The sequence below is a fragment of the Amycolatopsis sp. NPDC003865 genome, from assembly GCF_053605345.1.
In genome coordinates this window covers 14670-37338 of the sequence record NZ_JBSGJA010000008.1, presented here as the reverse complement: position 1 = coordinate 37338, position 22669 = coordinate 14670, and the positions used below count along the sequence as shown (strand labels likewise).

At 73.6% G+C, this 22669-nt stretch carries 21 protein-coding genes; 9 read left to right on the top strand and 12 right to left on the bottom strand.

Annotation, left to right across the window (positions count from 1 at the left end):
• The first annotated feature begins 230 nt into the window (after nucleotides 1–230).
• On the top strand, nucleotides 231–1208 hold the full coding sequence (locus tag ACWEVP_RS20060) for an ABC transporter substrate-binding protein (RefSeq protein ID WP_452064052.1): 978 nt from the start codon (nucleotides 231–233) through the stop codon (nucleotides 1206–1208).
• 219 nt (nucleotides 1209–1427) lie between these two features.
• On the opposite strand, the gene ACWEVP_RS20055 is transcribed toward ACWEVP_RS20060, so the two are convergent.
• Nucleotides 1428–2282, bottom strand: coding sequence for a DeoR/GlpR family DNA-binding transcription regulator (locus ACWEVP_RS20055; protein ID WP_452064051.1), 855 nt, complete (start codon nucleotides 2280–2282; stop codon nucleotides 1428–1430).
• A 183-nt stretch (nucleotides 2283–2465) separates the two neighbouring features.
• On the opposite strand from ACWEVP_RS20055, the gene ACWEVP_RS20050 reads away from it, so the two are divergent.
• The 5 genes from ACWEVP_RS20050 to ACWEVP_RS20030 are packed head-to-tail and all read left to right on the top strand — an operon-like array spanning nucleotide 2466 to nucleotide 7256.
• Nucleotides 2466–3581, top strand: coding sequence for an SIS domain-containing protein (locus ACWEVP_RS20050; protein WP_452064050.1), 1116 nt, complete (start codon nucleotides 2466–2468; stop codon nucleotides 3579–3581).
• Between the two features lie 3 nt (nucleotides 3582–3584).
• Nucleotides 3585–4556 (top strand): N-acetylglucosamine kinase, encoded by a 972-nt coding sequence (locus ACWEVP_RS20045; protein WP_452064049.1) that lies wholly within the window; start codon nucleotides 3585–3587, stop codon nucleotides 4554–4556.
• Nucleotides 4553–5491: a DMT family transporter gene (locus tag ACWEVP_RS20040; protein WP_452064048.1), complete on the top strand. Its 939-nt coding sequence runs from the start codon at nucleotides 4553–4555 to the stop codon at nucleotides 5489–5491. The genes ACWEVP_RS20045 and ACWEVP_RS20040 overlap by 4 nt, the downstream gene beginning before the upstream one ends.
• On the top strand, nucleotides 5488–6435 hold the full coding sequence (locus tag ACWEVP_RS20035) for a 1-phosphofructokinase family hexose kinase (RefSeq protein ID WP_452064047.1): 948 nt from the start codon (nucleotides 5488–5490) through the stop codon (nucleotides 6433–6435). Before ACWEVP_RS20040 ends, ACWEVP_RS20035 begins: the two co-directional genes overlap by 4 nt.
• Nucleotides 6432–7256, top strand: a complete 825-nt coding sequence (locus ACWEVP_RS20030; protein ID WP_452064046.1) for a class II fructose-bisphosphate aldolase — start codon at nucleotides 6432–6434, stop codon at nucleotides 7254–7256. The genes ACWEVP_RS20035 and ACWEVP_RS20030 overlap by 4 nt, the downstream gene beginning before the upstream one ends.
• A 15-nt stretch (nucleotides 7257–7271) precedes the next feature.
• On the opposite strand, the gene mdlC is transcribed toward ACWEVP_RS20030, so the two are convergent.
• Nucleotides 7272–8858 carry a benzoylformate decarboxylase gene (gene mdlC, locus ACWEVP_RS20025; RefSeq protein WP_452064045.1) on the bottom strand — a complete coding sequence of 529 codons (1587 nt, stop codon included), beginning with the start codon at nucleotides 8856–8858 and terminating at the stop codon, nucleotides 7272–7274.
• Nucleotides 8859–8867: 9 nt separating this feature from the next.
• Nucleotides 8868–10070, bottom strand: coding sequence for an MFS transporter (locus ACWEVP_RS20020; RefSeq protein ID WP_452064044.1), 1203 nt, complete (start codon nucleotides 10068–10070; stop codon nucleotides 8868–8870).
• 99 nt (nucleotides 10071–10169) lie between these two features.
• Between ACWEVP_RS20020 and ACWEVP_RS20015 the strand changes: the two genes are divergently transcribed.
• Nucleotides 10170–11246 carry a DUF5937 family protein gene (locus ACWEVP_RS20015; protein WP_452064043.1) on the top strand — a complete coding sequence of 359 codons (1077 nt, stop codon included), beginning with the start codon at nucleotides 10170–10172 and terminating at the stop codon, nucleotides 11244–11246.
• A gap of 101 nt (nucleotides 11247–11347) precedes the next feature.
• On the opposite strand, the gene ACWEVP_RS20010 is transcribed toward ACWEVP_RS20015, so the two are convergent.
• Genes ACWEVP_RS20010 through ACWEVP_RS19980 form a run of 7 tightly spaced genes read right to left on the bottom strand, consistent with a single transcriptional unit; the run spans nucleotide 11348 to nucleotide 17700 of the window.
• Nucleotides 11348–12832, bottom strand: coding sequence for an FAD-dependent oxidoreductase (locus tag ACWEVP_RS20010; protein WP_452064042.1), 1485 nt, complete (start codon nucleotides 12830–12832; stop codon nucleotides 11348–11350).
• Nucleotides 12829–13536, bottom strand: a complete 708-nt coding sequence (locus ACWEVP_RS20005; RefSeq protein ID WP_452064041.1) for a class I SAM-dependent methyltransferase — start codon at nucleotides 13534–13536, stop codon at nucleotides 12829–12831. Before ACWEVP_RS20005 ends, ACWEVP_RS20010 begins: the two co-directional genes overlap by 4 nt.
• Entirely contained in the window at nucleotides 13533–13850 is a 318-nt protein-coding gene (locus ACWEVP_RS20000; RefSeq protein ID WP_452064040.1) for a lycopene cyclase domain-containing protein, read from the bottom strand. Before ACWEVP_RS20000 ends, ACWEVP_RS20005 begins: the two co-directional genes overlap by 4 nt.
• Entirely contained in the window at nucleotides 13850–14206 is a 357-nt protein-coding gene (locus ACWEVP_RS19995; RefSeq protein WP_452064039.1) for a lycopene cyclase domain-containing protein, read from the bottom strand. The genes ACWEVP_RS20000 and ACWEVP_RS19995 overlap by 1 nt, the downstream gene beginning before the upstream one ends.
• 1 nt (nucleotide 14207) lies before the next feature.
• Nucleotides 14208–15152 carry a phytoene/squalene synthase family protein gene (locus ACWEVP_RS19990; protein ID WP_452064038.1) on the bottom strand — a complete coding sequence of 315 codons (945 nt, stop codon included), beginning with the start codon at nucleotides 15150–15152 and terminating at the stop codon, nucleotides 14208–14210.
• Nucleotides 15149–16621 (bottom strand): phytoene desaturase family protein, encoded by a 1473-nt coding sequence (gene crtI, locus ACWEVP_RS19985; protein WP_452064037.1) that lies wholly within the window; start codon nucleotides 16619–16621, stop codon nucleotides 15149–15151. Before crtI ends, ACWEVP_RS19990 begins: the two co-directional genes overlap by 4 nt.
• Nucleotides 16618–17700 carry a polyprenyl synthetase family protein gene (locus tag ACWEVP_RS19980; protein ID WP_452064036.1) on the bottom strand — a complete coding sequence of 361 codons (1083 nt, stop codon included), beginning with the start codon at nucleotides 17698–17700 and terminating at the stop codon, nucleotides 16618–16620. The genes crtI and ACWEVP_RS19980 overlap by 4 nt, the downstream gene beginning before the upstream one ends.
• Nucleotides 17701–17879: 179 nt before the next feature.
• Between ACWEVP_RS19980 and ACWEVP_RS19975 the strand changes: the two genes are divergently transcribed.
• Nucleotides 17880–18890, top strand: coding sequence for a DUF5914 domain-containing protein (locus ACWEVP_RS19975; protein WP_452064035.1), 1011 nt, complete (start codon nucleotides 17880–17882; stop codon nucleotides 18888–18890).
• Between the two features lie 154 nt (nucleotides 18891–19044).
• On the opposite strand, the gene ACWEVP_RS19970 is transcribed toward ACWEVP_RS19975, so the two are convergent.
• Entirely contained in the window at nucleotides 19045–19572 is a 528-nt protein-coding gene (locus tag ACWEVP_RS19970) for a MarR family winged helix-turn-helix transcriptional regulator (RefSeq protein ID WP_452064034.1), read from the bottom strand.
• Between the two features lie 165 nt (nucleotides 19573–19737).
• Between ACWEVP_RS19970 and ACWEVP_RS19965 the strand changes: the two genes are divergently transcribed.
• A complete protein-coding gene (locus ACWEVP_RS19965; protein WP_452064033.1) occupies nucleotides 19738–21750 on the top strand; it encodes a phosphocholine-specific phospholipase C in 2013 nt (670 codons plus the stop codon).
• Nucleotides 21751–21752: 2 nt separating this feature from the next.
• Here the strand turns inward: ACWEVP_RS19965 and ACWEVP_RS19960 are convergent, their stop codons facing one another.
• Nucleotides 21753–22667 (bottom strand): AraC family transcriptional regulator, encoded by a 915-nt coding sequence (locus ACWEVP_RS19960; protein WP_452064357.1) that lies wholly within the window; start codon nucleotides 22665–22667, stop codon nucleotides 21753–21755.
• Between the last annotated feature and the right edge of the window lie 2 nt (nucleotides 22668–22669).

Sequence of the window (22669 nt, the reverse complement as noted above, 5' to 3'; positions counted from 1 at the left end):
TGGAGCAGTGAATGTAGGCCAGAGGCCAAAAGAGTGATGCGCATCACTCGCACGGGTCTTGATCTACCCCATTGTGAGCTACCAGTCATTTTCTCTACAGTGTCCCGCGTGACTCTGGGGAATGAGTCACTCACTCCCACTGGATTCGGTTCGCGAACCGTTATTTTTTCTAGGAGCAGACCTTGCTTCCATTCGCCGTGAGCAGGGGCCGGGGTCGTACCCGTCGCGCCGTGCTCGGGCTCGCCCTCACCGTCGCCGCCGCCACGGCCTTGACCGGCTGCAGCGCGCTCGGCTCGGACGACAACTCGAGCGCCCCGCCGAGCGGGGGTGGCCTGGAGAAGACGAAGATCAAGGTCGCGGTCCTGCCCACCGTCGACACCGTCCCGCTGTGGCTCGCCCAGGACAGCGGGTACTTCAAGGACGAGGGCCTCGAGGTCGAGGCCATCGTGGCCGCGAGCGGCCAGGCGGCGATGACGAAGGCGATTTCCGGGGAAACCGACATCGCGATCTCGAGCTACATGCCGTTCTTCGTCGCGAAAAACACCGGCTCGGCGGACCTGCAGCTCGTCGCGGACGCGACTTCGATCAGCCCGAAGTCGATCGCGATCGTCACGGTGCCGAATTCGCCGGTCAAGACGGTCAACGACCTTGCCAACCGGCGGATCGCGATGACCGCCAAGAACACGGCCAGCGACCTGCTCGTCAAGTCCATCATGAAGGACCACGGCCTCGACCCGACCAAGGTGAACTGGTCCCAGATCCCGTTTCCGAACGTCGCGGCGGCACTGCAGCAGGGCCAGGTCGACGCGGCTTTGCTGCCCGAGCCGTTCATTTCGCAGGCCGCCAAGGCCGCCGGCGCGATCCCGCTGATCGACGTCAACACCGGCGCCACCCAGGACTTCCCGCTGTCGGGCTACGGCGCGAACCGGAAGTGGGTGCAGGCGAACCCGAAGACCCTGGCCGCGTTCCAGCGCGCATTGCAGCGGGCCACCAGCGAGACGAACAAGGACCGGTCCAAGATCGAGCCCCTGCTGGTCAAGTACGCCAAGATCGACGAGGACACCGCCAAGCTGCTCACCCTGCCCAGCTTCGGCGTCAAGCTGGATCCCCGGCGCCTCCAGCGGGTCCCCGACCTGATGCTCCAGATGGGCGCGATCACGTCCTCCGTGGACGCCGCGTCGATGATCGCCCCGCAGTCGACCAGCTGACGCGACGGAGAACGCTCCTCGACCGGGCCGGCCCGGCCGGCTTCCTCCTCCTTCGAGAGGTCGCCGCCCGGGCCGGCCCGGTCGTCGTTCGCGACCCGGAGCCCGGCGGCGGGGCCGCCCTCCGGCTTGCCCTGGAGCGCGCTCCAAGTCCGCCGAGATCGTCGAGCAGTCGCCGTCGCAGCGCGATGAGAACCGGCGTCGATCGTCCGGGTCGGACGCTCAGGCGATCGACCGGCCGGTCCCGGGCCGCGCGGGCAGGTCGACGACCGTCACCCGCACACCCGCGGCGCGGATCGCCGCCACGCTGCCGGAATCGGCCGAGGGATCCGTGATCAGCTCGTCGACCTCGGTGATGTCCCCGATCCGCGCCAGCGTGCGCCGGCCGAGCTTGCTGCCGTCGGCGATGACGACCACCCGCTGCGCGCGGCCGAGCATCGCGCGGTTCGTCCTGGCTTCGTTCTCGTCGTGGGTGGTGATGCCGCCCGCCGCGTCGATGCCGTCGACGCCGATGAAGGCCGTGCCGATGTTGATCGACGCCAGGACCTGCTCCGCCCACGGGCCGACCAGCTCGTAGGACCGCGGACGCGAAACGCCGCCGACGACCACGAGCTTCACCCGGGGCCGCAGCACGATCTCCATGGCCGTGTTCAGCGCGTTGGTCACCACCGTGAGGTCCGCGCGGTCGGGCAGCTCCTTCGCCAGTTCGCCCGTGGTCGTGCCGCCGGTCAGCGCGATCACGTGCGGGCCCACCGGCAGCCGGCGCACCGCCTGCCGGGCGATCGCCCGTTTCGCGTCCCTCGACCGGCCTTCCCGGTACCGGACCGGCAGCTCGCCGGCCACCCCCTGGGCCAGGGCGCCGCCGTGGGTCCGGGTCAGCAGCCGCTGCTCCTCCAGCGCGGTCAGGTCCCGGCGCAGCGTGGCTTCGGAGACGCCGAACCGGCGCGCGAGCTCACCGACGCGCAGGCGGCCCGTTTCGCCCAGTTCGCGCACCATCTCCGCCATCCGTTCGGACCGGGGCGCGCGCCGTCGCGGCCGCTCCTCCGCCGTCGGTTCGGCGACATCGGCAAGGCTCATACTTGCACACTATACGACTGATTCGAACATTTTCGTGCATCCATCCGACAACTCACCAGCGGTAACACGCCAAACGAACATCCGCGATGCTCGTTTGCGCGGCAACTCTTGCTCCCCGGACCGGCGCGACGTACCAAGAGCGGACCGCATGGCCGAACCGGCCACGACCGAAAGGTGAGGTGGGTGTCAGTGCACCAGAAGCAGCCGGGCGAAAGCCGCACCGCCGGCGAGATCCGGCAGCAGCCCGGCACGTGGCCCGAGGTGGCGCGGACCGTCGCGGCCGCGCGGGCCGGCATCGACCGCCTGCTCGGCGACGCGCTCGCCGACCCGCGGACCCGGATCGTCCTGACCGGCGCGGGGACCTCGGCCTACATCGGGGAAGTCGTGGCGCCCGACCTCGCCCGCCACCTTCGCCGGCCGGTCGAACCGATCGCGACGACCGACATCGTCGCCGCCCCGCGGTCGGTCGCCGACGACCGGCCGGTGCTGCTGGTGTCGTTCGCCCGCAGCGGCGACAGCCCCGAATCCGCCGCCGCGGCCGAGCTGCTGCAGCGGCTCACCCCCGCGCTGCACCACATCGTCATCACCTGCAACGCCGCCGGCGCGCTCGCCCGCCACTGGGCCGACGCCAAGAACGCCGTCGTGCTGACGCTGCCCGAGCGGCTGAACGACCACGGCTTCGCCATGACGTCGTCGTTCACCGGGATGACCTTGGCCGCCCTGCTCGCCCTGGGCCTCGAGGTGGACGTCGAAGCCGCGGCCCGGGCGGCGGAAGACGTCCTGCGCACCGCGGCGACCCGGGCGAAAGCGGTGGCCGCCGCCGATCCGGCCCGGCTGGTCTACCTCGGCTCCGGCGCGTTCAAGGGCCTGGCCCGCGAGGCCGCGCTGAAGTGCCTGGAACTCACCGCAGGCGCGGTCGTCGCGGTCGCCGACACCCCGCTGGGCTTCCGGCACGGCCCCAAGTCGGTCCTCGACGACCGGACGGTCGCGGTCGTCTTCCCCTCCGGCGATCCCCACACCCGCCGCTACGACGACGACATCGCGCGCGAACTGGTCGAGTCCCTGGGCCCCGAGCGGGTTCTGGTCATCGGCGGCGACGACGGCGACTGGCCGATCCCCGGGACCACGCACCTGCCCGACTCCGCGCGGGCCATCGTGGCGGCGATCCCGGCGCAGTCGATCGCCCTGGCGTGTTCGCTCGCCCACGGCCTGACCCCCGACAACCCGTTCCCCGGCGGTGAAGTCAACCGCGTGGTCCGCGGGGTCGTCATCCACGAGTTCCCGACCCCGGAGGGCTGAGCCATGTACCTCGGTGTGGACGGCGGCGGGACGAAAACCGCCTTCTGCCTGGTCGACGCGCACGGGCACGTCGTCGCGGAAGCCCGCACGGCCGGCCTCTACTACCTGCAGCAGGGCATCGGCATCGTCGAACCGTTGCTGCGCCGGGGAATCGGCGAGGTCTGCGCCACCGCGGGCATCGACGTCACCGATCTTTCCCACGCCTTCTTCGGCATTCCCTGCTACGGCGAGATTTCCGCCGACGTGCCGGTGCTCGACGCGCTCCCCGGCCGGATCCTGGGCGGGGTCGGGTACGCGTGCGGCAACGACATGATCTGCGGCTGGGCGGCTTCGCTGGGCGGCGCGGACGGGATCAACGTCGTCGCGGGCACCGGGTCCATCGCCTACGGGGAACACCGCGGCCGCCAGTGGCGCGCCGGCGGCTGGAGCGAGCTGTTCGGCGACGAAGGTTCCGGCTACTGGGTGGCGGTCCAGGGGCTCGGCGCGTTCTCCCGGATGAGCGACGGGCGCCAGCCGGCGACCGGGCTGGCCGAGGAGATGCGCCGGGCGCTCGGGGTGCGCACCGACCTCGACGCCATCGACATCGTCATGAACCAGTGGCACGGCGACCGCGGGAAGATCGCGGACCTCAGCAAGGCCGTCACCCGCGCCGCGGAGGCGGGCGACCCCACCGCGGCCGTCATCCTCGGCCGCGCCGGGCGGGAGCTGGCCCTGCACGTCGAAGCCGGGGCCGCCGCGCTGGGGTTCGAACCGGAGCAGACCGTGCCGGTGTCCTATTCGGGCGGCATGTTCGGCTCGGCCCACCTGCTGGCCTCCTTCCGCGAAGCGCTCGAACACGGCAGCCACGGCTACGAGCTGCGCGAGCCCCTGCTGCCACCGCACGTCGGCGCGGCGGTCTACGCCGCCCGGCTCGCGGGCCACCCGATCCCGCTCGACCGGATTTCCGCCGTCCCCACCTTGGAGGGGTTGTCATGACCGCATCGAAGCGCCGCGCCGCCTGGATTCCCTACGCCGGCCTGCTGGTCCTGTTCTGGGGCGTCTGGGGCGCGTTCTCCAGCCTGCCCACTTCCCGCTACGGCTACCCCGACCCGATGGTCTACGTCATCTGGTCGATCACCATGCTCATCCCCGCGTACTTCTCGCTGCGCGGGCAGAAGATCGACCGCCGCCCGATCGCCGCGGTCTACGGGCTGCTGATCGGGCTGACCGGCGCGGGCGGGCAGCTGGTGCTGTTCAAGGCGCTCACGATCGGGCCGGCCTACATCATCTTCCCGATCGTCGCGCTGTCGCCGGCGATCACCGTGCTGATGGCGTTCGCCGCGCTGCGGGAGCGGCTCACCGCGCTCAGCTGGATCGGCGTCGTCCTCGCGCTGGTCGCCATCGTCCTGTTCTCGGTGTCCTCGGGCGACTCGCAGGAGACGAGCGGAACCTATCTGTGGCTGGCGATCGGAGTCTGCATCGCCTGGGGCGTGCAGGCGTACTTCATGCGCAAGGCCGCCGTCGTCGGGGTCAACGACGCGACGACGTTCGGCTGGATGACGGTCAGCGGGCTGCTGCTGATCCCCGTCGCCCTGATCATGATGGGCGGGCTCCCGCTGTCGTTCCCGTGGCAGGCACCCGCGTTGACCGCGATCACGCAGCTGCTCAACGCGGTGGGCGCGCTGTTCCTCGTGATGGCCATGAGCCGGGGCAAGGCCACGATCGTCGCCCCGATCACCAACGCGCTGGCGCCGGTGCTGACCATCGTGCTCTCGCTGATCGTCTTCCAGACCCTGCCGACCGGGTTCCAGCTCGCCGGCATCGTGCTCGCCCTCGTCGGTTCGTCGCTCATGGTCTACAGCACGGAGAAGAGCGGCGAAGAGCCGGCCGCCGCCCCCGCGCCGGCCGATCGGCGGGAAGCCGCGTCGTGAGCCGGATCCTGACCGTCACCCTCAACCCCGCCATCGACGTCACCTACCGGGTGGCCGGGCTGGCGGTCGGCGAGACCGTCCGCGTGGCGAGCGTGCGCAGCCGGGCCGGTGGCAAGGGCGTGAACGTCGCCGCGGTGGCCCGGCAGCTGGGCGGCGACAGCGTCGTCCTGGCGTTGTGCGGGCGAGAGGAGCCCGACGAGTTCCGGGCCGGTCTCGACCGGCTCGGGTTGCCCCACCGGCTGCTCCCCGCCCTCGACGCGGTGCGCCGGACGGTGGCGGTGGTCGAGGACGACGGCGTCACGACGAGCTTGCAGGAACGCGGCAACGCCGTGGCGGCCGGGACCCGGGACGACGTGGTCGCGGCCTTTCGCGCCGAGCTGGCAGCGGGGGCCGGCGCAGTGGTCATCTCCGGGAGCGTGCCGCCCGGCCTCGGCGACGAGGTGCCCGCCCGGCTGGCGGGGCTCGGCGCCGAAGCCGGCGTCCCGGTGATCGCCGACGTCTCCGGCGCCGCCCTGCGTGCCGCGGCGAGGACGGGGAGTGTGCTCGTCCCGAACCACGACGAACTGGCCGAACTGTCCGACCTGTCCGGGACGCACCTCGACGCCGTCGCGGCCGGCCGGCAGCTGGTCCGCGACGGCGCCGCCGCCGTGGTCGCCACGCTCGGCGAAGAGGGCGTGGTCGCGGTGACCGCCGACCGGGAGTTCCGGGTCCGGCCGGCCGAACGGGTCGTCGGCAACCCGACCGGCGCCGGCGACGCGGCCGCCGCCGCGCTGGCCCGCCACCTGGCCGCCGCCGGCGACGTGTCCACAGTGGACTGGCCGGCCGCGCTGGCCGACGTCGTCGCGACGTCGGCCGCCGCCGTTCTGCGCCCCGTCGCGGGCGAAGTCGATCTCGAAGCCCGAGCCGGCTGGCTCGAGGCACTCGCTGTGAAGGAGACCGCGTGAACACCGACGCCCGGACCATTTTCACCGGCCTGCGCGGGGCGGCCGGGGCGTTCAACGCGATCCTCCTGGAGCACGCGGAGGCCATCGTGGCGGGCGCCGAGCAGGCCGGTCTCCCGGTCATCCTGCAGATCTCCCAGAACGCCGTCCGCTACCACGGCTCGCTCGACCCGTTCGGGACCGCGTGCCTGAGCATGGCCGGCGCCGCCTCGGTGCCGGTGCTGGTGCACCTCGACCACATCGACGACGAAACCCTGGTCCGCCAAGGTCTCGCGCTGGGCATCCGGTCGATCATGTTCGACGCCGCGAGTTCGGCGTACGCGGAGAACGTGACGCGGACCCGGGCGGTGACCGAGCGGTGCCACGCGGCGGGGTGCTGGGTGGAGGCCGAAGTCGGCGAGATCGGCGGCAAGGACGGCGCGCACGCCCCGGGCGTCCGGACCGACCCGGCCGAAGCGGCCGCGTTCGTCGCCGCCACCGGCGTCGACTCCCTCGCGGTGGCGGTGGGGTCGTCGCACGCGATGGCCGGGCGCGACGCGGTGCTGGACGACGAGCTGATCGGCCGGCTCGCCGCCGCGGTGCCCGTGCCCCTGGTCCTGCACGGCTCGTCCGGCGTCCCCGACGACGGCGTCCGGCGGGCGGTCGGGCACGGCATCCGCAAGGTCAACGTCGGCACCCGGCTCAACCAGGTCCTGACCGGCGCGGTCCGCGCGACGCTCGCCGAACGCGAAAGCCTGACCGACCCCCGCCGGTACCTCTCCCCAGGACGCGACCGGATGCGCGACGAGGTCGCGCGGCTGCTGGAACTCCTGGCCGGTGCCTGACCGCCCCTCGCCGTGCTAGTACGGCGACTTCTCCGACGACGTGACACGGATGTGCACCAGCGTCGGGCGCTTGTCGGCGAAGGCCGCGGTCAGGCCCGGGACCAGACCGGACGGCTCGGTGATCGTCACGCCCTGGCAGCCCAGGCTCGAGGCCAGCACCGCGAAGTCGATGCCGCCCAGCTCGGTGCCCGGGAGCTTGCCGCCGCCGATCGAGTCGCCGAAGATGCGGACCGCCGCGTACTCGGTGTTGTCGAGGATCAGGATCGTCAGCGGGACGTCGTGGCGCGCGGCCGTCCAGAGGGCCTGGATGCCGTACATGCTGGAACCGTCGCCGATGACCCCGACGACCGGGCGGTCCGGGCAGGCGAGCGCCGCGCCCACCGTACCCGGGACGCCGTAGCCCAGCGTCCCGCTGGCCATCGTCAGGAAACCCGTGTCCGTCGCCGTGATCGGCAGGTGGTCGTGCAGGACGCCGCGGTGGCTGGGCGCCTCCTCCACGACGATCGCGTTGTCCGGCAACAGCTTCGCGAGCGTCGAGTAGACGTAGGCGCCGGTAAGCGTTTCCCCGCTCGGCTTCGCTGGCCGCTTGTGCGGCGCCGGAGCGGGCCGCTCGCTCCGGCCGACCGCGTTCAGCAGGGCGCGGATGCCGAGCTTCGGCGTCGCGCGGATTCCGGTGCCGTCGTAGGCGCGCGCGAGGATCTGCTCGTCGTCGCTGACGATGAACAGCGGCGGCATCGGAGCTTCGCCGCGGCCGCGGTCGACGTGGTAGGTGAAGGCGGGTGCCCCGAGCACGACGACGAGGTCGTGCCCCGCAAGCCGATCCGAGACGACACCGCGTTCCGGCTCGAGGAAGCCCTGGAACAGCGGGTGGTTTTCGGGGAACGAGCACCGGAACGACATCGGCGCTACGTACACGGCGGCGTTGAGCCGTTCGGCGAGCGCGACGGTCTCGACGACGGCGGCGTCCTGGTCGACGGCGCCGCCGACGACGATGGCCGGCCGTTCGCTGGCGTCGAGCGCGGCGGCGAGTTCGTCGATGGCTTCGGGGTCGGGTGCGAACCCGCGGATGCGCGGACGGCTGATGATCGGCCGTTCGGTGGTGGCGCTCCAGTCGTCGGCGGGCACGGAGACGAAGACGGGACCGGAGGGCGCCTGCGTCGCGACGTGGTAAGCGCGGGCTAATGCGGCCGGGACGTCTTCGGAGGTGGCGGGTTCGACGGCCCACTTGACGTAGGGCTTGGGGAATTGGGGCGCGTCGACGGCGCCGAGGAAGGGGTCGTGCGGCAGGAGGTTCCGCGTCTGCTGCCCGGCGACGACGATCAGCGGCGTCCGGTTGTGGTAGGCGGTGTAGAGGCTGCCGAGCCCGTGCCCGACGCCGCCGGCGGAGTGCAGGTTGACCAGCACGGGCCGGCGCGAGGCCTGGGCGAAGCCGTCGGCCATCGCCACGACAGAGGACTCCTGGAGACCGAGGACGTAGGTGAAGTCGTCCGGCCAGTCGGTGAGGAACGGAACCTCGGTGGTGCCGGGGTTGCCGAAAACCGTGGTGAGGCCGAGTTCGCGGAGGAGCTCGCGGGTGGCGTCCAAGACCGTGCGCTTGTTCATGGCGCAAGACTAATGCTTAGTCTTGCGAAGGAAAGCCCCCGCGTGGCGGCTTTCGCCGGCGACGGCGGAGGCGGAGACGAGCGTCGCGGCGGCGAGACCGCCCCAGAGGACCACCGGGCCGCGGGCGGCGAGAGCGGTGATGACCGCCGGGGAGACGGCGAGGCCGAAACCCGTCGAGAGCTGGAAGCGGGCGAGGGCGCGGCCCAGGACGTGGGGAGGGGCGAGGGCGGCGACGAGCGCGGTCGCGCTGCCGGCGTAGACGATCTCGCCGACCGTGCAGACCACCGACACCGCGGCGACGGCCGCGGCGCTCCCCGAGGTGGCCACGAGGAAACCGAGGTAGGACGGGGCGAGCACCACGCCGCCGAGAGCCAGCGCGGTCCGCCGGGTGAACCGCGACAGCAGGACGGTGACCGGCACCTGCAGGGTGACCACCAGCACCGTGTTCGCCACGAAGATCACCGCCGCCCACACCGGGGAGGCGTGCAGCTGGGTCACCAGCACCAGCGGGAGCGCGACTTCGGGGACGTTGAGGCAGAAGACGTAGACCACGTTGGCGGCCGGCAGCGCGCCCATCCGGGGTGCGGGCCCGGCGGCCGCGGCCGGGGTGGGGGCCGGCTCCGCGCGGAGGCGGACCGACCACGCCAGTACGGCCGCGGCGAAGTAGGCGAGCCCGGTGACGGCGGCCAGCGCCTGCAACGCCGTGGCGCCGCCCGCCAGGCACGCGGTGGCGAGGAGCCCGCCCGCACCCAGGCCGGCGTTGCGCAGGGCGCGGCCGGCCGCGAGCGCGGCGTCGCGTTCCCGTCCCTCGGCGACCGTGGCCACGAGGGCCGCGTGGGCGGCCGGCCACGCCTGGTTGCCGATGCCGAGGAAGAGCGCCGCCGTCGCGAACAGCCAGACGTGGCCCGCGGGCGCGGCGAGCAGCAGCGCGACACCCAGCACCCGCACCAGCATCGACGCGGCCACGGCCGTGCTGCGCGCGCCCCGGTCCAGCCAGTGGCCCACCGCGGGCAGGCACCCCAGGCCCACGACCACCCCGGCCGTCATGGCGATGCCGGTTTCCGCCGCGGACAGCCCCAGCACCAGCACCCCGTAGAGCAGCAGGAAGGGCCGCAGCAAACCGGTGCCGAGCGCGTCCACGAGCAGCGCGAGGGCGTAGCGGGGGCCGCCGGAAGCCCGCAGGAGGGCCCGCGGCCGGATCTTGGTCGTCATGGCGTCCACGGTGCGTTCGCCCGCCGGTCCGGCCACGCCGGTTGACGGTGTTCGTCAACCGGCGCGGCCACCGGCGGGCCGACCGGCGAGAATGCGGGGATGACGCTGCGGATCGACATCGGCGGCCTGCCGCCCGGAGGGCTGCGGTTCGCGGCCTCCCCGCTGGCCGAGCTGACGGCGATGCTGCACGTCCTGGCCGAACCCGGGCACCACCCGCGGCTCGCCGGCCGGGCGGGGGAGGTCTGGGCCGGGCTGCGGCCCGAGCTGGCCGAGCGGCTCCGGGAGGCGGAGTTCCTCTGGCGTTCTTCGCGAGCCGACTTCCTCGTTCCCGCCCGTCCCCGGCCGACGCTGGCGGCGGAACTGGACGATGTGGACCGGATCGACGACGAAACCTACGTGACCGCGGCGCTCGTCACCACGTGCGGCAGCAGCCGCGTCCACTTCGGAGCGCCGTCACCGCTCGCCGACACGGCGGCGCGCGAGCGCGCCCTGGACCTCGCCCAGGCCCGCGGCGCGCTGCAGGAGGCGTTCGCGGAACGGCTGCTGGCGGACCCGGCGGCCGTGCGGGCGCGGGTGCGGGACACCCTCGAACAGTGCGCCGAAGCCTTCTTCGACGCGGCCTGGACGGACGTCGCCGGGCAGCTCGCCGCCGACCTGCGCCGGAAGAACGACCTGCTGAACCGCCAAGGGATCGGGGCGGCGCTCGCGTCGGTCTCCGGCGCCGTGGCGCTGTCGCCGGACGGCACCCGCATCGTCGTGGACAAGCTCCAGGACACCGCGACCACCGCCCGCGACACCGGCGTCACGTTCCTGCCCAGCGTCTTCGGCCACCCGCACCTGGTGGCGGTCCACGCGCCGGGGTGGCAGCCGGTGGTCCAGTACCCCGTGGCGAGGGCGGAGCCGGTTCCGCTGGAGACGGTCACGCGCCGCCTGGAGGCGCTGGCGCACCCGGTCCGGCTGAGGTTGCTGCGCACGCTGGCCCGCGGCCCGCACACGACCGGCGAGCTGGCCCACGCGTGGGCGCTGTCGGCCCCGGAGGTGTCCCGCCACCTGGCCGTCCTGCGGCGCGCGGGCCTGCTCACGGCCCGGCGGCAGGGCCGGTACGTCCGGTACACCGTCAACGTGCCCGACCTGACGGCGCTGGGGTCCGACGTGCTGGCGGCGGTGCTGCGCTGAGCGGCCGGTCAAGAACCTGGCGTCGTTCGGCCGCGTCCCGCCGGCGATCCTCGGCCAGACGGGACGCCCTGCCCGACGGTGTGGCAGGCGACCGCGACGGCTCACGCCAAGCGGTCCAGCAAGCGGAGCCGCCCGCGGTTGGGGACCGAGCGCAGCGGGTGTCCCGCCACGCCCCAGCCGGTCAGCAGCTCGTTCGCCGCCGCCCAGCCCGTGGTCGCCGCTCTCTCCATCAGCGCCACCGGCAGGTCCACCCGGATCGCGTCGCCCGCCAGGACCAGGCCCGGCTCCGGGGTCACCACGCCCGGCCGCGACGCGAACCCGCCCACCGGGAACAGCGGGCAGTCCTGCCGCGTCACCGTGATCTCGCCCAGCACCCGCGCCGCGGCCGTCTCGGGGTACAGCTCGTGCAGGCGCCCGTCCAGGCCCGCGCCGTCCGGTGACGCGTACGCGTGCGTCTCCACCACCGAACCACCCGTGCGCGCCGCCCAGCGGCGGGCTTCGCCCTCGTAGCGGTTCAGGACGCTGATGTTGTCCAGCGGCGGGAGCCCGCCCGTGCCCAGGAACGCCGGCCGGTCGGCGCGCACCGGCCGGTCGAGCCACAGCCGGCGGACCACGAACGGCGGTGCCGTGCGCAGGCCCGCGACCGCCGCCCGCCACGACGCCGTGCCCACCTCCGGCGAAGCCGCCACGATCCGGCGCAGCCCCGCCACGTCGCAGGCGAGCACCACGGCGTCGAACCGCGCGCCGTCGACGAGGAACCCGTCGTCTTCCCGCGCCACGCCGTGCACGGCCGTGCCGAGGCGGATGTCGGCTCCCCGGCCGGAAAGGTAGTCGCCGAGGGGGTTCCACAACGCCTGCGGGAACGGCTCGGCCGGCACGTCGAAGAGCAGCCCCTCGGCCGACCCCAGGAAGTACAGGTGGAACATCGTCGCCAGCTCGGCCGCGGACAGCTCGGCCGGGTCGGCGAAGAAGCTGCGCGAGAACACCTCGAACGCCAGGTGCCGTGCCGCCTCGGGGAAGTTGATCGCGCTGAGGAACGACGCCGCGTCGAGGTGGTCGAGCTGCTCGTACACGCGGGGGACGCGGACCGTCGCCAGCGGCAGCGCGCGCCGTCCGTCCAAGCGCAGCAGGTCGCGCGCCCGGAACGTCGGGCTGCGCAAGGCGAACGCCAGCGCGTTCAACGGCGGCTTCAGCGGCAGGCCGGCGAACGTGTCGGTGCGCCCGTGCGGGTCGACCAGCGGGTAGTCGGGCACCGCGACCAGCCGCGCCAGGCCCGGGTCGGTGCGCATGAGCAGCGCCCGCAAGTTGTAGTACTGGCGGAAGAACGCGTGGAACCCGCGGCTCATGGTGACTTCCGTGCCGTCCGGCAGCCGCTCGGGCCAGCCGCCGGCGCGCCCGCCCAGGTGGCCTTCCCGCTCGAACACCGTCACCTCGACCCCGCGCTCGGCGAGCCCGGTCGCCGCGGTGAGCCCGGCGATACCGCCGCCGACGACGGCCGCGCGCGGACGGCGGCCGAGCCGCCCGGCGTCGGGCAGCCCGCCGGGTGCGGGGTGGGTCTCCGCCCGGCGGTCGCGGCCCGCGATCACGGTGCCGTGCCCAGTACCGTGTGGACGATCCCGCGCGACCAGCCCGGCATCGTGCCGGTGCGGACGTCGGTGAAACCCGCCCGCGACAGGCGCGCGCACAACTGGGTGACGCCGTCGAAGGCCACGACGCTGCGGCGCAGGTGCCGGTAGAGCGTGGCGTCGCCGGTGGTGAGCTGGCCGAGCGGGATGACGATCGCGCCGCACACCGCGTTCCACACCCAGCGCGCGCGGCGGGAGTCGCGCACGGAGTACTCGTGCAGCGCCAGCTGCCCGCCGGGGCGCAGCAACCCGCGCAGCGCCCGCAGGGTGGCGTCGGGGTCGTCGACGTTGCGCAGCAGGTACGCGGCGAGGATCGCGTCGAACGGGCCCGCCACCCCGGCCAGCTCCTCCACCGGCGTGTGCCGGAACTCCACTGTGGACGGCCACGGTTTGGCGCGGGCGCGGGCGAGCATCGCGCCCGACGCGTCGATCGCGGTGACGCGCGCGTCCGGGGCGACCGCCAGCAGCGCGGCGGTCGACGCGCCCGTACCGCAGCCCGCGTCGAGGATCCGCAGTCCCTGATGTCCCGGCCGGATGAGCCGTCGCGCCGAGAGCCGCAGGTCGCGGTGGTAGCCCGGGTTCAGCCCGACGAGCCGGTCGTAGGCCGCCGCGCCCGCGTCGAACGCCGCCGGCACTTCGGCGCGGGGCAGGCCGTTGCCTTTCATGCACTGTCCTTTCGCGACTTCCCGCGCTCCCACAGGAGCAGGACCGCGGTGACGAGGGCGTAGCCGAACAGGAAGTCCTCCACCGGGATGTCCCACGGGAACCGCCAGCCGGTGATGCCCGCGGGGGAGTAGCGGACGATCGGCGCCGACAGCTTGGTCAGCCACCCGTCCACCGGGATCTGGAAGGCGATCACGATCACCATGGTGACCCAGTACGTCATCCGCCGGAACAGCCCGGTGCGCAGGAGGAAGACCTCCGCCGCGACCACCGCGAGCACGGCGGCGACGGCGGGAACCGTGTAACCCCATGGCATCAGCGCCGCACCCGCCGCCGGTCGAGCAGCGGCCGGACGAGCCGGCGCAGCAGGTTCCCGGTCAGCTCGACCGCTTCGTAGGTCAGGACGCCGCAGACCGGGATCACCACGAAGAACAGCACCTCTTCCAGCGGAATCCCGAACGGGACGCGCAGCCCGGTGACGAACGCCGGGTCGAAGTCCCAGGCACCGGCCGCGATGGCCAGCGCGTCCCAGACCAGGAACACCCCCGCGACCGGCAGCACCGCGCGCGCCAGCCGCGCCGGACGGCGCCACGCGCGGGCGCCCGCCAGCTCCAGCGGCAGGGTCACCAGCACACACGCGCCGAGGACGGCCAGGTATTCCCACCGGCCCACCTCACGCCACCGCCGGATGACGGCGCCGGGCCCACTGCGCGCGCACGAGCGCGTCGCAGGCCGCGGCCAGCCGCCGGTGCCGGGGCACGCGGGCGCGTCCGGCGAACACGTTGTAGCCCAGGTCTTCGATGCGGTCGAGGATCCCTCCGTAAAGGACGTACGCGGTCCGCACGCACGGCCGGGACGCCGGGTGCAGCATGGCGATGCCCGGCCGGGCCTCGGCGTAGACGCGCCGGGTGGCCGCGACCTGGTCGATCAGCGCCCGCCGCACCGCCGGGTCGAGCCGGCGCGTCCGGGCGCACCAGCCGAGCCGGTCGCGGTCGACGCCCGCCGCGGCCAGCTCGTCGGCCGGCAGGTAGACCCGGCCGCGCTCGAGGTCCTCGGCGACGTCGCGCAGGAAGTTGGTCAGCTGGAACGCCTTGCCGAGCGCGGCGGCCCGCGGCGCGGCCTCCTCCCGGGAGACCACGGTGCCGAGGATCGGCAGCACCTGCAGCCCGATGACCTCCGCCGAGCCGTGGACGTACTCGTCGAGCGCGGCGCGCGTCGGGTAGCCGGTCACGGTCAGGTCCATCCGCATCGAGGCGAAGAACGCGCGGAAGTACGGTTCCGGGATGGCGTACCGGGTCGCGGTGTCGATGACGGCGGTGCGCAACGGGTCGTCGCTCGTCCCGGCGGCGAGCTCCTTCAGGAACCCCTCTTCGACCTCGAGCAGGGTGGCGGCGATCGAGTCCGGCGTGGCGCCGGGTTCCGGTTCGTCGACCAGGTCGTCGAGCTGCCGGGCGAACCCGTAGAGCGCGTGGACCGCGGGCCGCTGCGCGGGCGCGAGCATGCGGGTGGCGAGGAAGTAGGTGCGGCCGTGCCGGGCGTTGAGCTCCCGGCAGTGCCGGTAGGCCTCGCGCAGCCCGGACCCGGTGATGCCGGCGGCGTCGAGTTCGCGGCGGGTCATCGGCCTCCCTCCCCGGTGATCCGGTCGGCGGCCAGCCTGCCGGACAGCAGTACGGTCGGGACGCCGACGCCCGGCACGGTCCCGCCGCCCGCCAGCACGACGTTTTCCGTGCCCGGCGGGAGGTTCCGCGGCCGGAACGGTCCCGTTTGGACGAACGAGTGCGCGTAGCTGAACGGCGTTCCCGCGACCATCCCGCGCCGGGCCCAGTCGGCCGGGCCGATGACGTGCCACGCCTCCGGCTCGAAGCCGGGCAGCAGGCCGGCGCGGACGTGGTCGAGGATCTCCTTGGCGTACGGCTCCGCTTCGCTGTCCCAGTCCCGCGGTCCCCGCCGCAGGTTCGGCACCGGCGCGAGGATCGAGAACAGCTGCCGCCCGGCCGGCGCCAGCCCGGGGTCGGTCGCCGTCGGGCGGGTGATCAGCAGCGAAGGGTCGCTCATCCGGCTGCCGTCGGTGATGAGCTCGCGGAAGGTCGACGCCCAGCCGTGGCCGAAGGAGATCGTGTGGTGCCCGACCGGCCAGTCCCCGGGACCGCCGGCGTGCAGCACCAGCGCGGACGGCGCCGGGCGCAGCGGCACCGGCCGGCGCGGCACGCGGCCCAGCAGCCGGTAGCTTTCGTGCGGTTCCGTCGTCAGCACCACGGCGTCGCACGGGATCCGGCCCCCGGCCGTGCGGACGGCCGTGACCCGGGCCCCCCGGCGTTCGAGCGCCGTGACCGGTTCGCCGAACCGGAACTCCGCGCCCGCCTCCTCCGCGACCCGGGCCATCGCCCGGGGCACCGCGGCCATCCCGCCTTCGGGGAAGTACACGCCGCCGACGGTGTCCATGTAGGAGATGACCGCGTACAGCGCGAGCGCCCGCATCGGCGACTCGCCGGCGTAGAGCGCCTGGAAGGTGAAGACGCGCTTGAGCCGCTCGTCGCGGAGGAAGGTGCCGATCTTGCGGTCCAGCCGCCGGAACCCGCCCAGCGCGACGAGCCGGGCGAGGTCGCCCGAAACCAGCCCGAGCGGCGAGTCGATGTTGCTCGCGACGAACCGGTCGAACTCCGCGGCATACAGCCGGGTCAGCCACGTGCGCAGGCGGCGGTACCCGGCCGCTTCGTCCGGGCCGGCGAACTCGCGGACCGCGTCGGTCATCCGGCCGGCGTCGGTGTGCACCGGCAGGATGGACCCGTCGGCGAAACGCGCGGTGTAGGCCGGGTCCAGCCGCGTCAGCCGCAGGTGGCCGGCCAGGTCCGCGCCCGCGGCGGCGAAGGTGTCGGCGAGGATCGAGGGCATGGTCAGCACCGTCGGCCCGGTGTCGAGGTGGTAGCCGCCCGTTTCGATGCGGCCGGCGCGGCCGCCCGGGCCGGGATCCCGTTCGACGACGGTCACCCGCCGGCCCCGGCCCGCCAGGTGCAGCGCGGCGGACAGCCCGGCCAGGCCGGCCCCGACGACCACGACGTGGCCGGTGCGCCCGGTGACCGTCCTCATCGGACACGCTCGGTGCAGCGGTTCGCCAGGACCGTGAGCGCGGAGGCCGCCTGCCGCGGCAGGGCAACGGGGTCGATCGCCTCCAGGGCGTGCCGGACGCGTTCGTCGACGAGCTTCTCCAGCTGGTCGCGGGCGCCGGTCGCGGTGATGAGCTCCCGGCAGCGGGCGACGGCGGCGTCGTCGACCTCGTCGCGGGCGAGCAGGTCGGTCAGCTCGGCGCGCTGACGGCGGTCGGCCAGGTCCCGCGCGAGCACGACCACGCTGGAGGCCTTGCGCTCGCGCAGGTCGTCTCCCGCGGGCTTGCCGGTGACCGCGGGGTCGCCGAAGACGCCTAGGAGGTCGTCGCGGAACTGGAACGCTTCGCCCAGAAGACCGCCGTAGGTGCCGAGCGCGGTGATGACGTCGTCGGGGCAGCCGGCCAGCGCCGCGCCGAACTCCAGGGGACGGCGGACGGTGTAGTTGCCGGACTTGCGGCGGATGACGTCGAGGACGTCGGCCCAGGACGGCAGCGTGCGGGCGTCGTTGACCAGGTCGCCGAGCTGGCCGACCGCCAGCTCGGAGCGCAGCAGGTCGTAGGTGGGCCGGCCGCGGGCGAGGACGCGGGCGTCGAGGCCGCTTTCCTGCAGCAGCTGCTCGGACCAGACGAGGAACAGGTCGCCCATGAGCACCGCGGCCGACTCGCCGAACCGGGCCGCCGAGCCGCTCAGGCCCTGCTCTTCGTGCCAGCGCGCGAACCGGACGTGCAGCGACGGGCGGCCGCGCCGCCGGGCCGAGCCGTCCATGACGTCGTCCTGGGCCAGCGCGAAGCAGTGCAGCAGTTCCAGGCTCGCCGCGGCGCGCAGGGCCGCGGGGTCTTCGGGACCGCCGCAGCGCCAGCCGGTGTAGGCGAACATCGGCCGGAGGAACTTGCCGCCGGTGACGAACTCCGGCAGCGCGCCGGCCGCCGGGGTTCCGGCCGCGCGTCCGGTGAAGTGCTCGCGCACCCGCTCGCTGACGAAGGCGTGGACATCGGTCGCGCAACGCCGGCGCAGCGCGTCGAGCCACGCCACCGGTCCGGCGGCCGTGGCGGTCGCGGTCATCCGGGTTCCTCTCTGGCCGTCTTGCGATGCATATTCGATGCACGCTCGGCGAGCATCGAGGGGCGCGTCGGATGAACTGGCTGATACCTCGGTTCTACCGTGATAAACGCCGATGCGCTCGCTGAGCAGCTGAATTCGGTGACGTTGCGAGCCCGATGCGGATCGGCCACGATGGTCCGATGAACGTCAGCCGCCGGATCGCCGCGCGGTGGCCGCGGCGATGGCCTGTCCAGCCGTTCGCCGAACCCCGCTGGGCGAAGCAGGAACCGACCTACCGCGACTGCTCGCCCGCCGTGATCGAAGCGGCGGGCAAGCGCGCCTCGGCCCGCCCGTCGGGCAACTGGTTCGTCGTCGCGGCGAGCCGGGAGGTGCGGGCCGGCCACCCCTTCGGCGTCACCGTCGGCGGCCGCGAGCTGGTCGCGTGGCGCGGGCCGGAGGGAGACGTCCGGATCGGTCCCGGCGCGTGCCCGCACCTGGGCGCCCCGCTCGCCGACGCGCGGGTGGACGCCGGCAGCCTGGTCTGCCGCTGGCACGGCCTGCGGATCGACGGCTCCCGGTGCGGGACGTGGTCCCCGGTCCCGGCGCACGACGACGGCGTGCTCGTCTGGGCGCGCCTGGACGGCTTGGGCGGGGAACCGCCGTCGGACTCGCCGGTGGTGCCGGCCCGTCCGGCGAACCCGGCCCGCATCGACGCCGTCGCGACGCTGACCGGGACGTGCGAACCCGAGGACGTGGTGGCGAACCGCCTCGACCCGTGGCACGGCGCGTGGTTCCACCCGTATTCGTTCAGCCGCCTGCGGGTGCTCGAAGCGCCGCAGGGGATCGACGTGCCCGACGCCGAGGACCGGTTTCTCGTCGAGGTGACGTTCCGGCTCGCGGGCCGCTGGGGCGTCCCGGTGCTGGCGGAGTTCACCTGCCCCGGACCGCGCACGGTGGTGATGCGGATCGTCGAGGGCGAGGGGGTGGGCAGCGTGGTCGAGACGCACGCGACCCCGCTCGGCCCGGGCCCCGACGGCCGCCCCCGGACGGCGGTCATCGAGGCGACGATCGCGGCGTCGGAACGGCCGGGGTTCGCGGTGGCGGCGAAGCTGGCCCCGGCGATCCGCCCGCTGATGCGCCACACGGCGGCGCGCCTGTGGCGGGACGACCTCGCCTACGCCGAACGCCGGTACGCGTTGCGCGCGGGCTGAGGCCGGCGGCGGCCCGGGCGCGGGCCCGCGTTTGTGCGATGGCGAGCCGGGTAAACGCCTCGCGGCGGTGCCCGCCCGTGTTCGAGCTCAGCCCGTGGTCTCCGTAAAACCCGGGCAGTCGGGCGGGCACCGCTCTCCCGCGCCCGGAGATCGGTCACCGGTTCTCGAGGTGCCGGGCGAGCTGCTGCTGGTTCGCCACCAGCCGCAGGCAGAGGTGGCGCAGCCGGGTCGTCTCGGCGTCGGTGAACCCCCGGAACAGCGCCGCCATGGCCAGCTGGGACGGCCGCCGGAACTCCTCGAGCCACCTGCGGCCGTCGTCGGTGATGCGGACCAGCACCGACCGGCGGTCGTGCGGGTCGGGGACCCGCGCCGCGTGCCCGGCCCGTTCCAGGGTGTCGACCAGGCCCGTCACGTTCCGCGAGCTGACCCCGGCCGACGCGGCGAGGTCCTTGATGCGGGCTTCGGCCGCGCTGAGCCGGATCAGGAGGTCGAGGGCGCCGGAGCTGAGGCCGCGGCTGTCGGTGCCGTGCGCGCGCAGCTGGTCCAGGCCGCGCGCGGCCGCGCGGACGGCGGCGGCCGCTTCGAGCGCGCCGGTGTCCTCGCCGTCGGTGAATCCGGCGAGCGCGCTGCGGACGTCGGGGGAGTAGAGGGAGTCGTCGGGGTCGTTCGAGAGGTCGTTCATAGTGAAGCACTACATTAGTACGTGCTTCCGTATTTGTGTCAAGAGCTCGTCCGGCCGAAGCCGTTTACCGGAGTTTCGCCCGGAGTTAGCCTCGGCCCCGGCGCAGGTTCTCGTAGGCCCACGCACAATGGCCCGGCTCTCCACCCCGACACCCCCGGAGTCCTCATGACGGACGTCAACCGACGGCGTTTCCTGCAGCTGGCCGGCGGCACCGCCGCCCTTTCCGCGCTCTCCACGAGCATCGCCCGCGCGGCCGAGATCCCCGCCGCCCGGCGTACCGGGACGCTGCGGGACATCGAGCACATCGTGGTCCTCATGCAGGAGAACCGGTCGTTCGACCACTACTTCGGCACGCTGCGCGGCGTCCGCGGCTTCGGCGACCCGCGGCCGGCGACCCTCTCGAACGGCAAGCCGGTGTGGGCGCAGTCCGACGGCAAGCGGGACATCTACCCCTTCCGTCCCGACGCGGACAACCTGGGCCTGCAGTTCATCCAGGACCTGCCGCACGGCTGGAACGACACGCACGCGGCGTGGAACGGCGGCAAGTACGACAAGTGGGTGCCCGCCAAGGGCTCGACCACGATGGCGTACCTGACGCGCGAGGACATCCCGTTCCACTACGCGCTGGCGGACGCGTTCACCATCTGCGACGCCTACCACTGCTCGTTCATGGGCTCGACCGACCCGAACCGCTACTACCTGTGGACGGGTTACACGGGCAACGACGGCCAGGGCGGCGGCCCGGTCCTCGGCAACGACGAAAAGGGCTACTCCTGGACGACCTACCCCGAGCGGCTGGAGCAGGCCGGGGTGTCGTGGAAGATCTACCAGGACATCGGCGACGGCCTCGACGCCGCCGGCGGCTGGGGCTGGATCGACGACGCCTACCGCGGCAACTACGGCGACAACTCGTTGCTGTACTTCGACTCCTACCGCAACGCGAAGCCCGGCGATGCGCTGTACGAGAAGGCGCGCACCGGCACGAATGCGAAGGCCGGCGAAGGTTACTTCGACCGGCTGCGCGCCGACGTCAAGGCCGGGAAGCTGCCGCAGGTCTCGTGGATCACCGCGCCCGAGGCGTTCTGCGAGCACCCGAACTGGCCGGTGAACTACGGCGCCTGGTACATCGCGCAGGTGCTCGACGCGCTGACGGCGAATCCGGAGGTGTGGAGCAAGACCGCGCTGTTCATCACCTACGACGAGAACGACGGTTTCTTCGACCACGTCGTCCCGCCGTACGCGTCGGCTGGTCAGTCCACTGTGGACACGGCGGGCGAGATCTTCGCGGGGTCGGCGGCGAACCCGGCCGGGCCGTACGGGCTCGGCCAGCGCGTCCCGATGCTCGTGGTGTCGCCGTGGAGCAAGGGCGGTTACGTCTGCTCGGAGACGTTCGACCACACCTCGATCATCCGGTTCGTCGAACGCCGCTTCGGCGTGCACGAACCGAACATCACGCCGTGGCGCCGCTCGGTCTGCGGCGACCTGACCTCGGCCTTCGACTTCGCGCGCACCGACTCGCGGGTGCCCGCGCTGCCGGACACCGCGGGCTACGAGCCGCCGGACCGCGTACGGCACCCGGACTACGTGCCCGCCGTCCCGGCGAAGAACGTGCTGCCCAGGCAGGAACGCGGGCTGCGGCCGGCGCGGGCGCTGCCGTACGACCTGTCGGCCGACGCCCGGCTCGCCGACGGCACGCTGACGGTGACCTTCGCCAACCGCGGCCGTGCGGGGGCGGCGTTCTCCGTCGTGACGCCGTCGGGCGAGCCGCGCACGTACACGGCCGGCGCGGGCAAGTCGCTGGCGGCCGCCCTGCCGGCTTCCGGGGCGTACGACTACACCGCGTACGGGCCCAACGGGTTCGTGCGGCAGTTCCGGGGCGGTGCCGCCGGTCCCGAGGTGAGCGTCCGCCAGGAGGGCGGCGACCTCGCGCTGGTCCTGACCAACAGCGGCACCCAGCCGATCCGGCTGACGGTGGCGGACGCCTACGGCCGCTGTTCGACGACGCGCCGGCTCCGGCCGGGCGCGCGGGTCGTCGAGCACGTGGACACCCGCCGCAGCGGCAACTGGTACGACGTGTCGGTGACGTCGGACGGCGATCCGAAGTTCCTGCGCCGCCTGGCGGGACACCTCGAGAACGGCCGGCCGAGCACCAGCGACCCGGCCACGCTCACCGACTGACGTCACACCCCGCCGCGGCGCCAGTCCGACGGGCTGGCGCCGCGGTGGCGTTTGAAGGCCACGCTGAACGCGAACGGGTCTTCGTAGCCGATCGCCTTCGCGACCGCGGCGACGGTGTCTTCGGTGTCGCGCAACAGATCCGCGGCGAGCGTCATCCGCCAACCGGTCAGGTAGGTCAGCGGTGGCTCGCCGACGAGGCGCGCGAAGCGGGCGGCGAACGCGGCTCGTGACAGCCCTGCCCGCGCGGCCAGCGAGGCGACCGTCCACCGGTGCGCGGGTTCGGCGTGCAGCAGCCGCAGCGCCTCCCCGATGCCGGCGTCGTCGAGCGCCCGGTACCAGGCCGGCGGCGTGTCCGTCCCCGCGCACCACGCCCGCAGGGCCAGCACGAGGACCAGGTCCAGCACGCGGCGGAGCACCGCGTCCTGGCCCGGTTCGTCGTGGGCGATCTCGCCGGCGAGGAGGTCGAGAGCCGCTCGGGTCCGAGGCCCGGCGCGCACGACCGCCAGCGGCGGGAGCGCGTCGAGGAGCCGCTCGGCGGCGGCGCCGTGGAGTTCGTAGGCGCCGCGCAGCATCGCCGTCGCACCGGGTGCGCCGTCACCGTACGTGCGGGGCGCCCGCGGTCTCGCGTCGGCGGTGATGGGGTACTTCTTCGCACCTCGGATCACCACCTGGGGCGCGGTCGCCGGGTCGTCCGCGATCGTGTAGCCGGCCGTCGTGACCAGGGCGATGTCACCGGCGGCGAGGCGGACCGGCGCGGCGCCGCGGAGGCTGACGAACGCGTGCCCTCCCAGCGTCGCGACCAGCGTGAGCGGCGGGGCGTCGGCGAAGGTCATCGACCACGGCGGCCGCTGGATCAGCTGCCGCGCCAGCGCGTCCGAGGCGTGGGCCCGGTGCAGCAGGTCGCTCAGGACGTCCATGA

Excerpts from the sequence above, each read along its gene's own strand:
- ACWEVP_RS20055 (WP_452064051.1), bottom strand. The coding sequence starts at position 2,282 with ATGAGCCTTGCCGATGTCGCCGAACCGACGGCGGAGGAGCGGCCGCGA.
- ACWEVP_RS20045 (WP_452064049.1), top strand. The coding sequence starts at position 3,585 with ATGTACCTCGGTGTGGACGGCGGCGGGACGAAAACCGCCTTCTGCCTG.
- ACWEVP_RS20040 (WP_452064048.1), top strand. The coding sequence starts at position 4,553 with ATGACCGCATCGAAGCGCCGCGCCGCCTGGATTCCCTACGCCGGCCTG.
- mdlC (WP_452064045.1), bottom strand. The coding sequence starts at position 8,858 with ATGAACAAGCGCACGGTCTTGGACGCCACCCGCGAGCTCCTCCGCGAA.
- ACWEVP_RS20020 (WP_452064044.1), bottom strand. The coding sequence starts at position 10,070 with ATGACGACCAAGATCCGGCCGCGGGCCCTCCTGCGGGCTTCCGGCGGC.
- ACWEVP_RS20015 (WP_452064043.1), top strand. The coding sequence starts at position 10,170 with ATGACGCTGCGGATCGACATCGGCGGCCTGCCGCCCGGAGGGCTGCGG.
- ACWEVP_RS20005 (WP_452064041.1), bottom strand. The coding sequence starts at position 13,536 with ATGAAAGGCAACGGCCTGCCCCGCGCCGAAGTGCCGGCGGCGTTCGAC.
- ACWEVP_RS20000 (WP_452064040.1), bottom strand. The coding sequence starts at position 13,850 with ATGCCATGGGGTTACACGGTTCCCGCCGTCGCCGCCGTGCTCGCGGTG.
- ACWEVP_RS19990 (WP_452064038.1), bottom strand. The coding sequence starts at position 15,152 with ATGACCCGCCGCGAACTCGACGCCGCCGGCATCACCGGGTCCGGGCTG.
- crtI (WP_452064037.1), bottom strand. The coding sequence starts at position 16,621 with ATGAGGACGGTCACCGGGCGCACCGGCCACGTCGTGGTCGTCGGGGCC.
- ACWEVP_RS19980 (WP_452064036.1), bottom strand. The coding sequence starts at position 17,700 with ATGACCGCGACCGCCACGGCCGCCGGACCGGTGGCGTGGCTCGACGCG.
- ACWEVP_RS19975 (WP_452064035.1), top strand. The coding sequence starts at position 17,880 with ATGAACGTCAGCCGCCGGATCGCCGCGCGGTGGCCGCGGCGATGGCCT.
- ACWEVP_RS19970 (WP_452064034.1), bottom strand. The coding sequence starts at position 19,572 with ATGAACGACCTCTCGAACGACCCCGACGACTCCCTCTACTCCCCCGAC.
- ACWEVP_RS19965 (WP_452064033.1), top strand. The coding sequence starts at position 19,738 with ATGACGGACGTCAACCGACGGCGTTTCCTGCAGCTGGCCGGCGGCACC.
- ACWEVP_RS19960 (WP_452064357.1), bottom strand. The coding sequence starts at position 22,667 with ATGGACGTCCTGAGCGACCTGCTGCACCGGGCCCACGCCTCGGACGCG.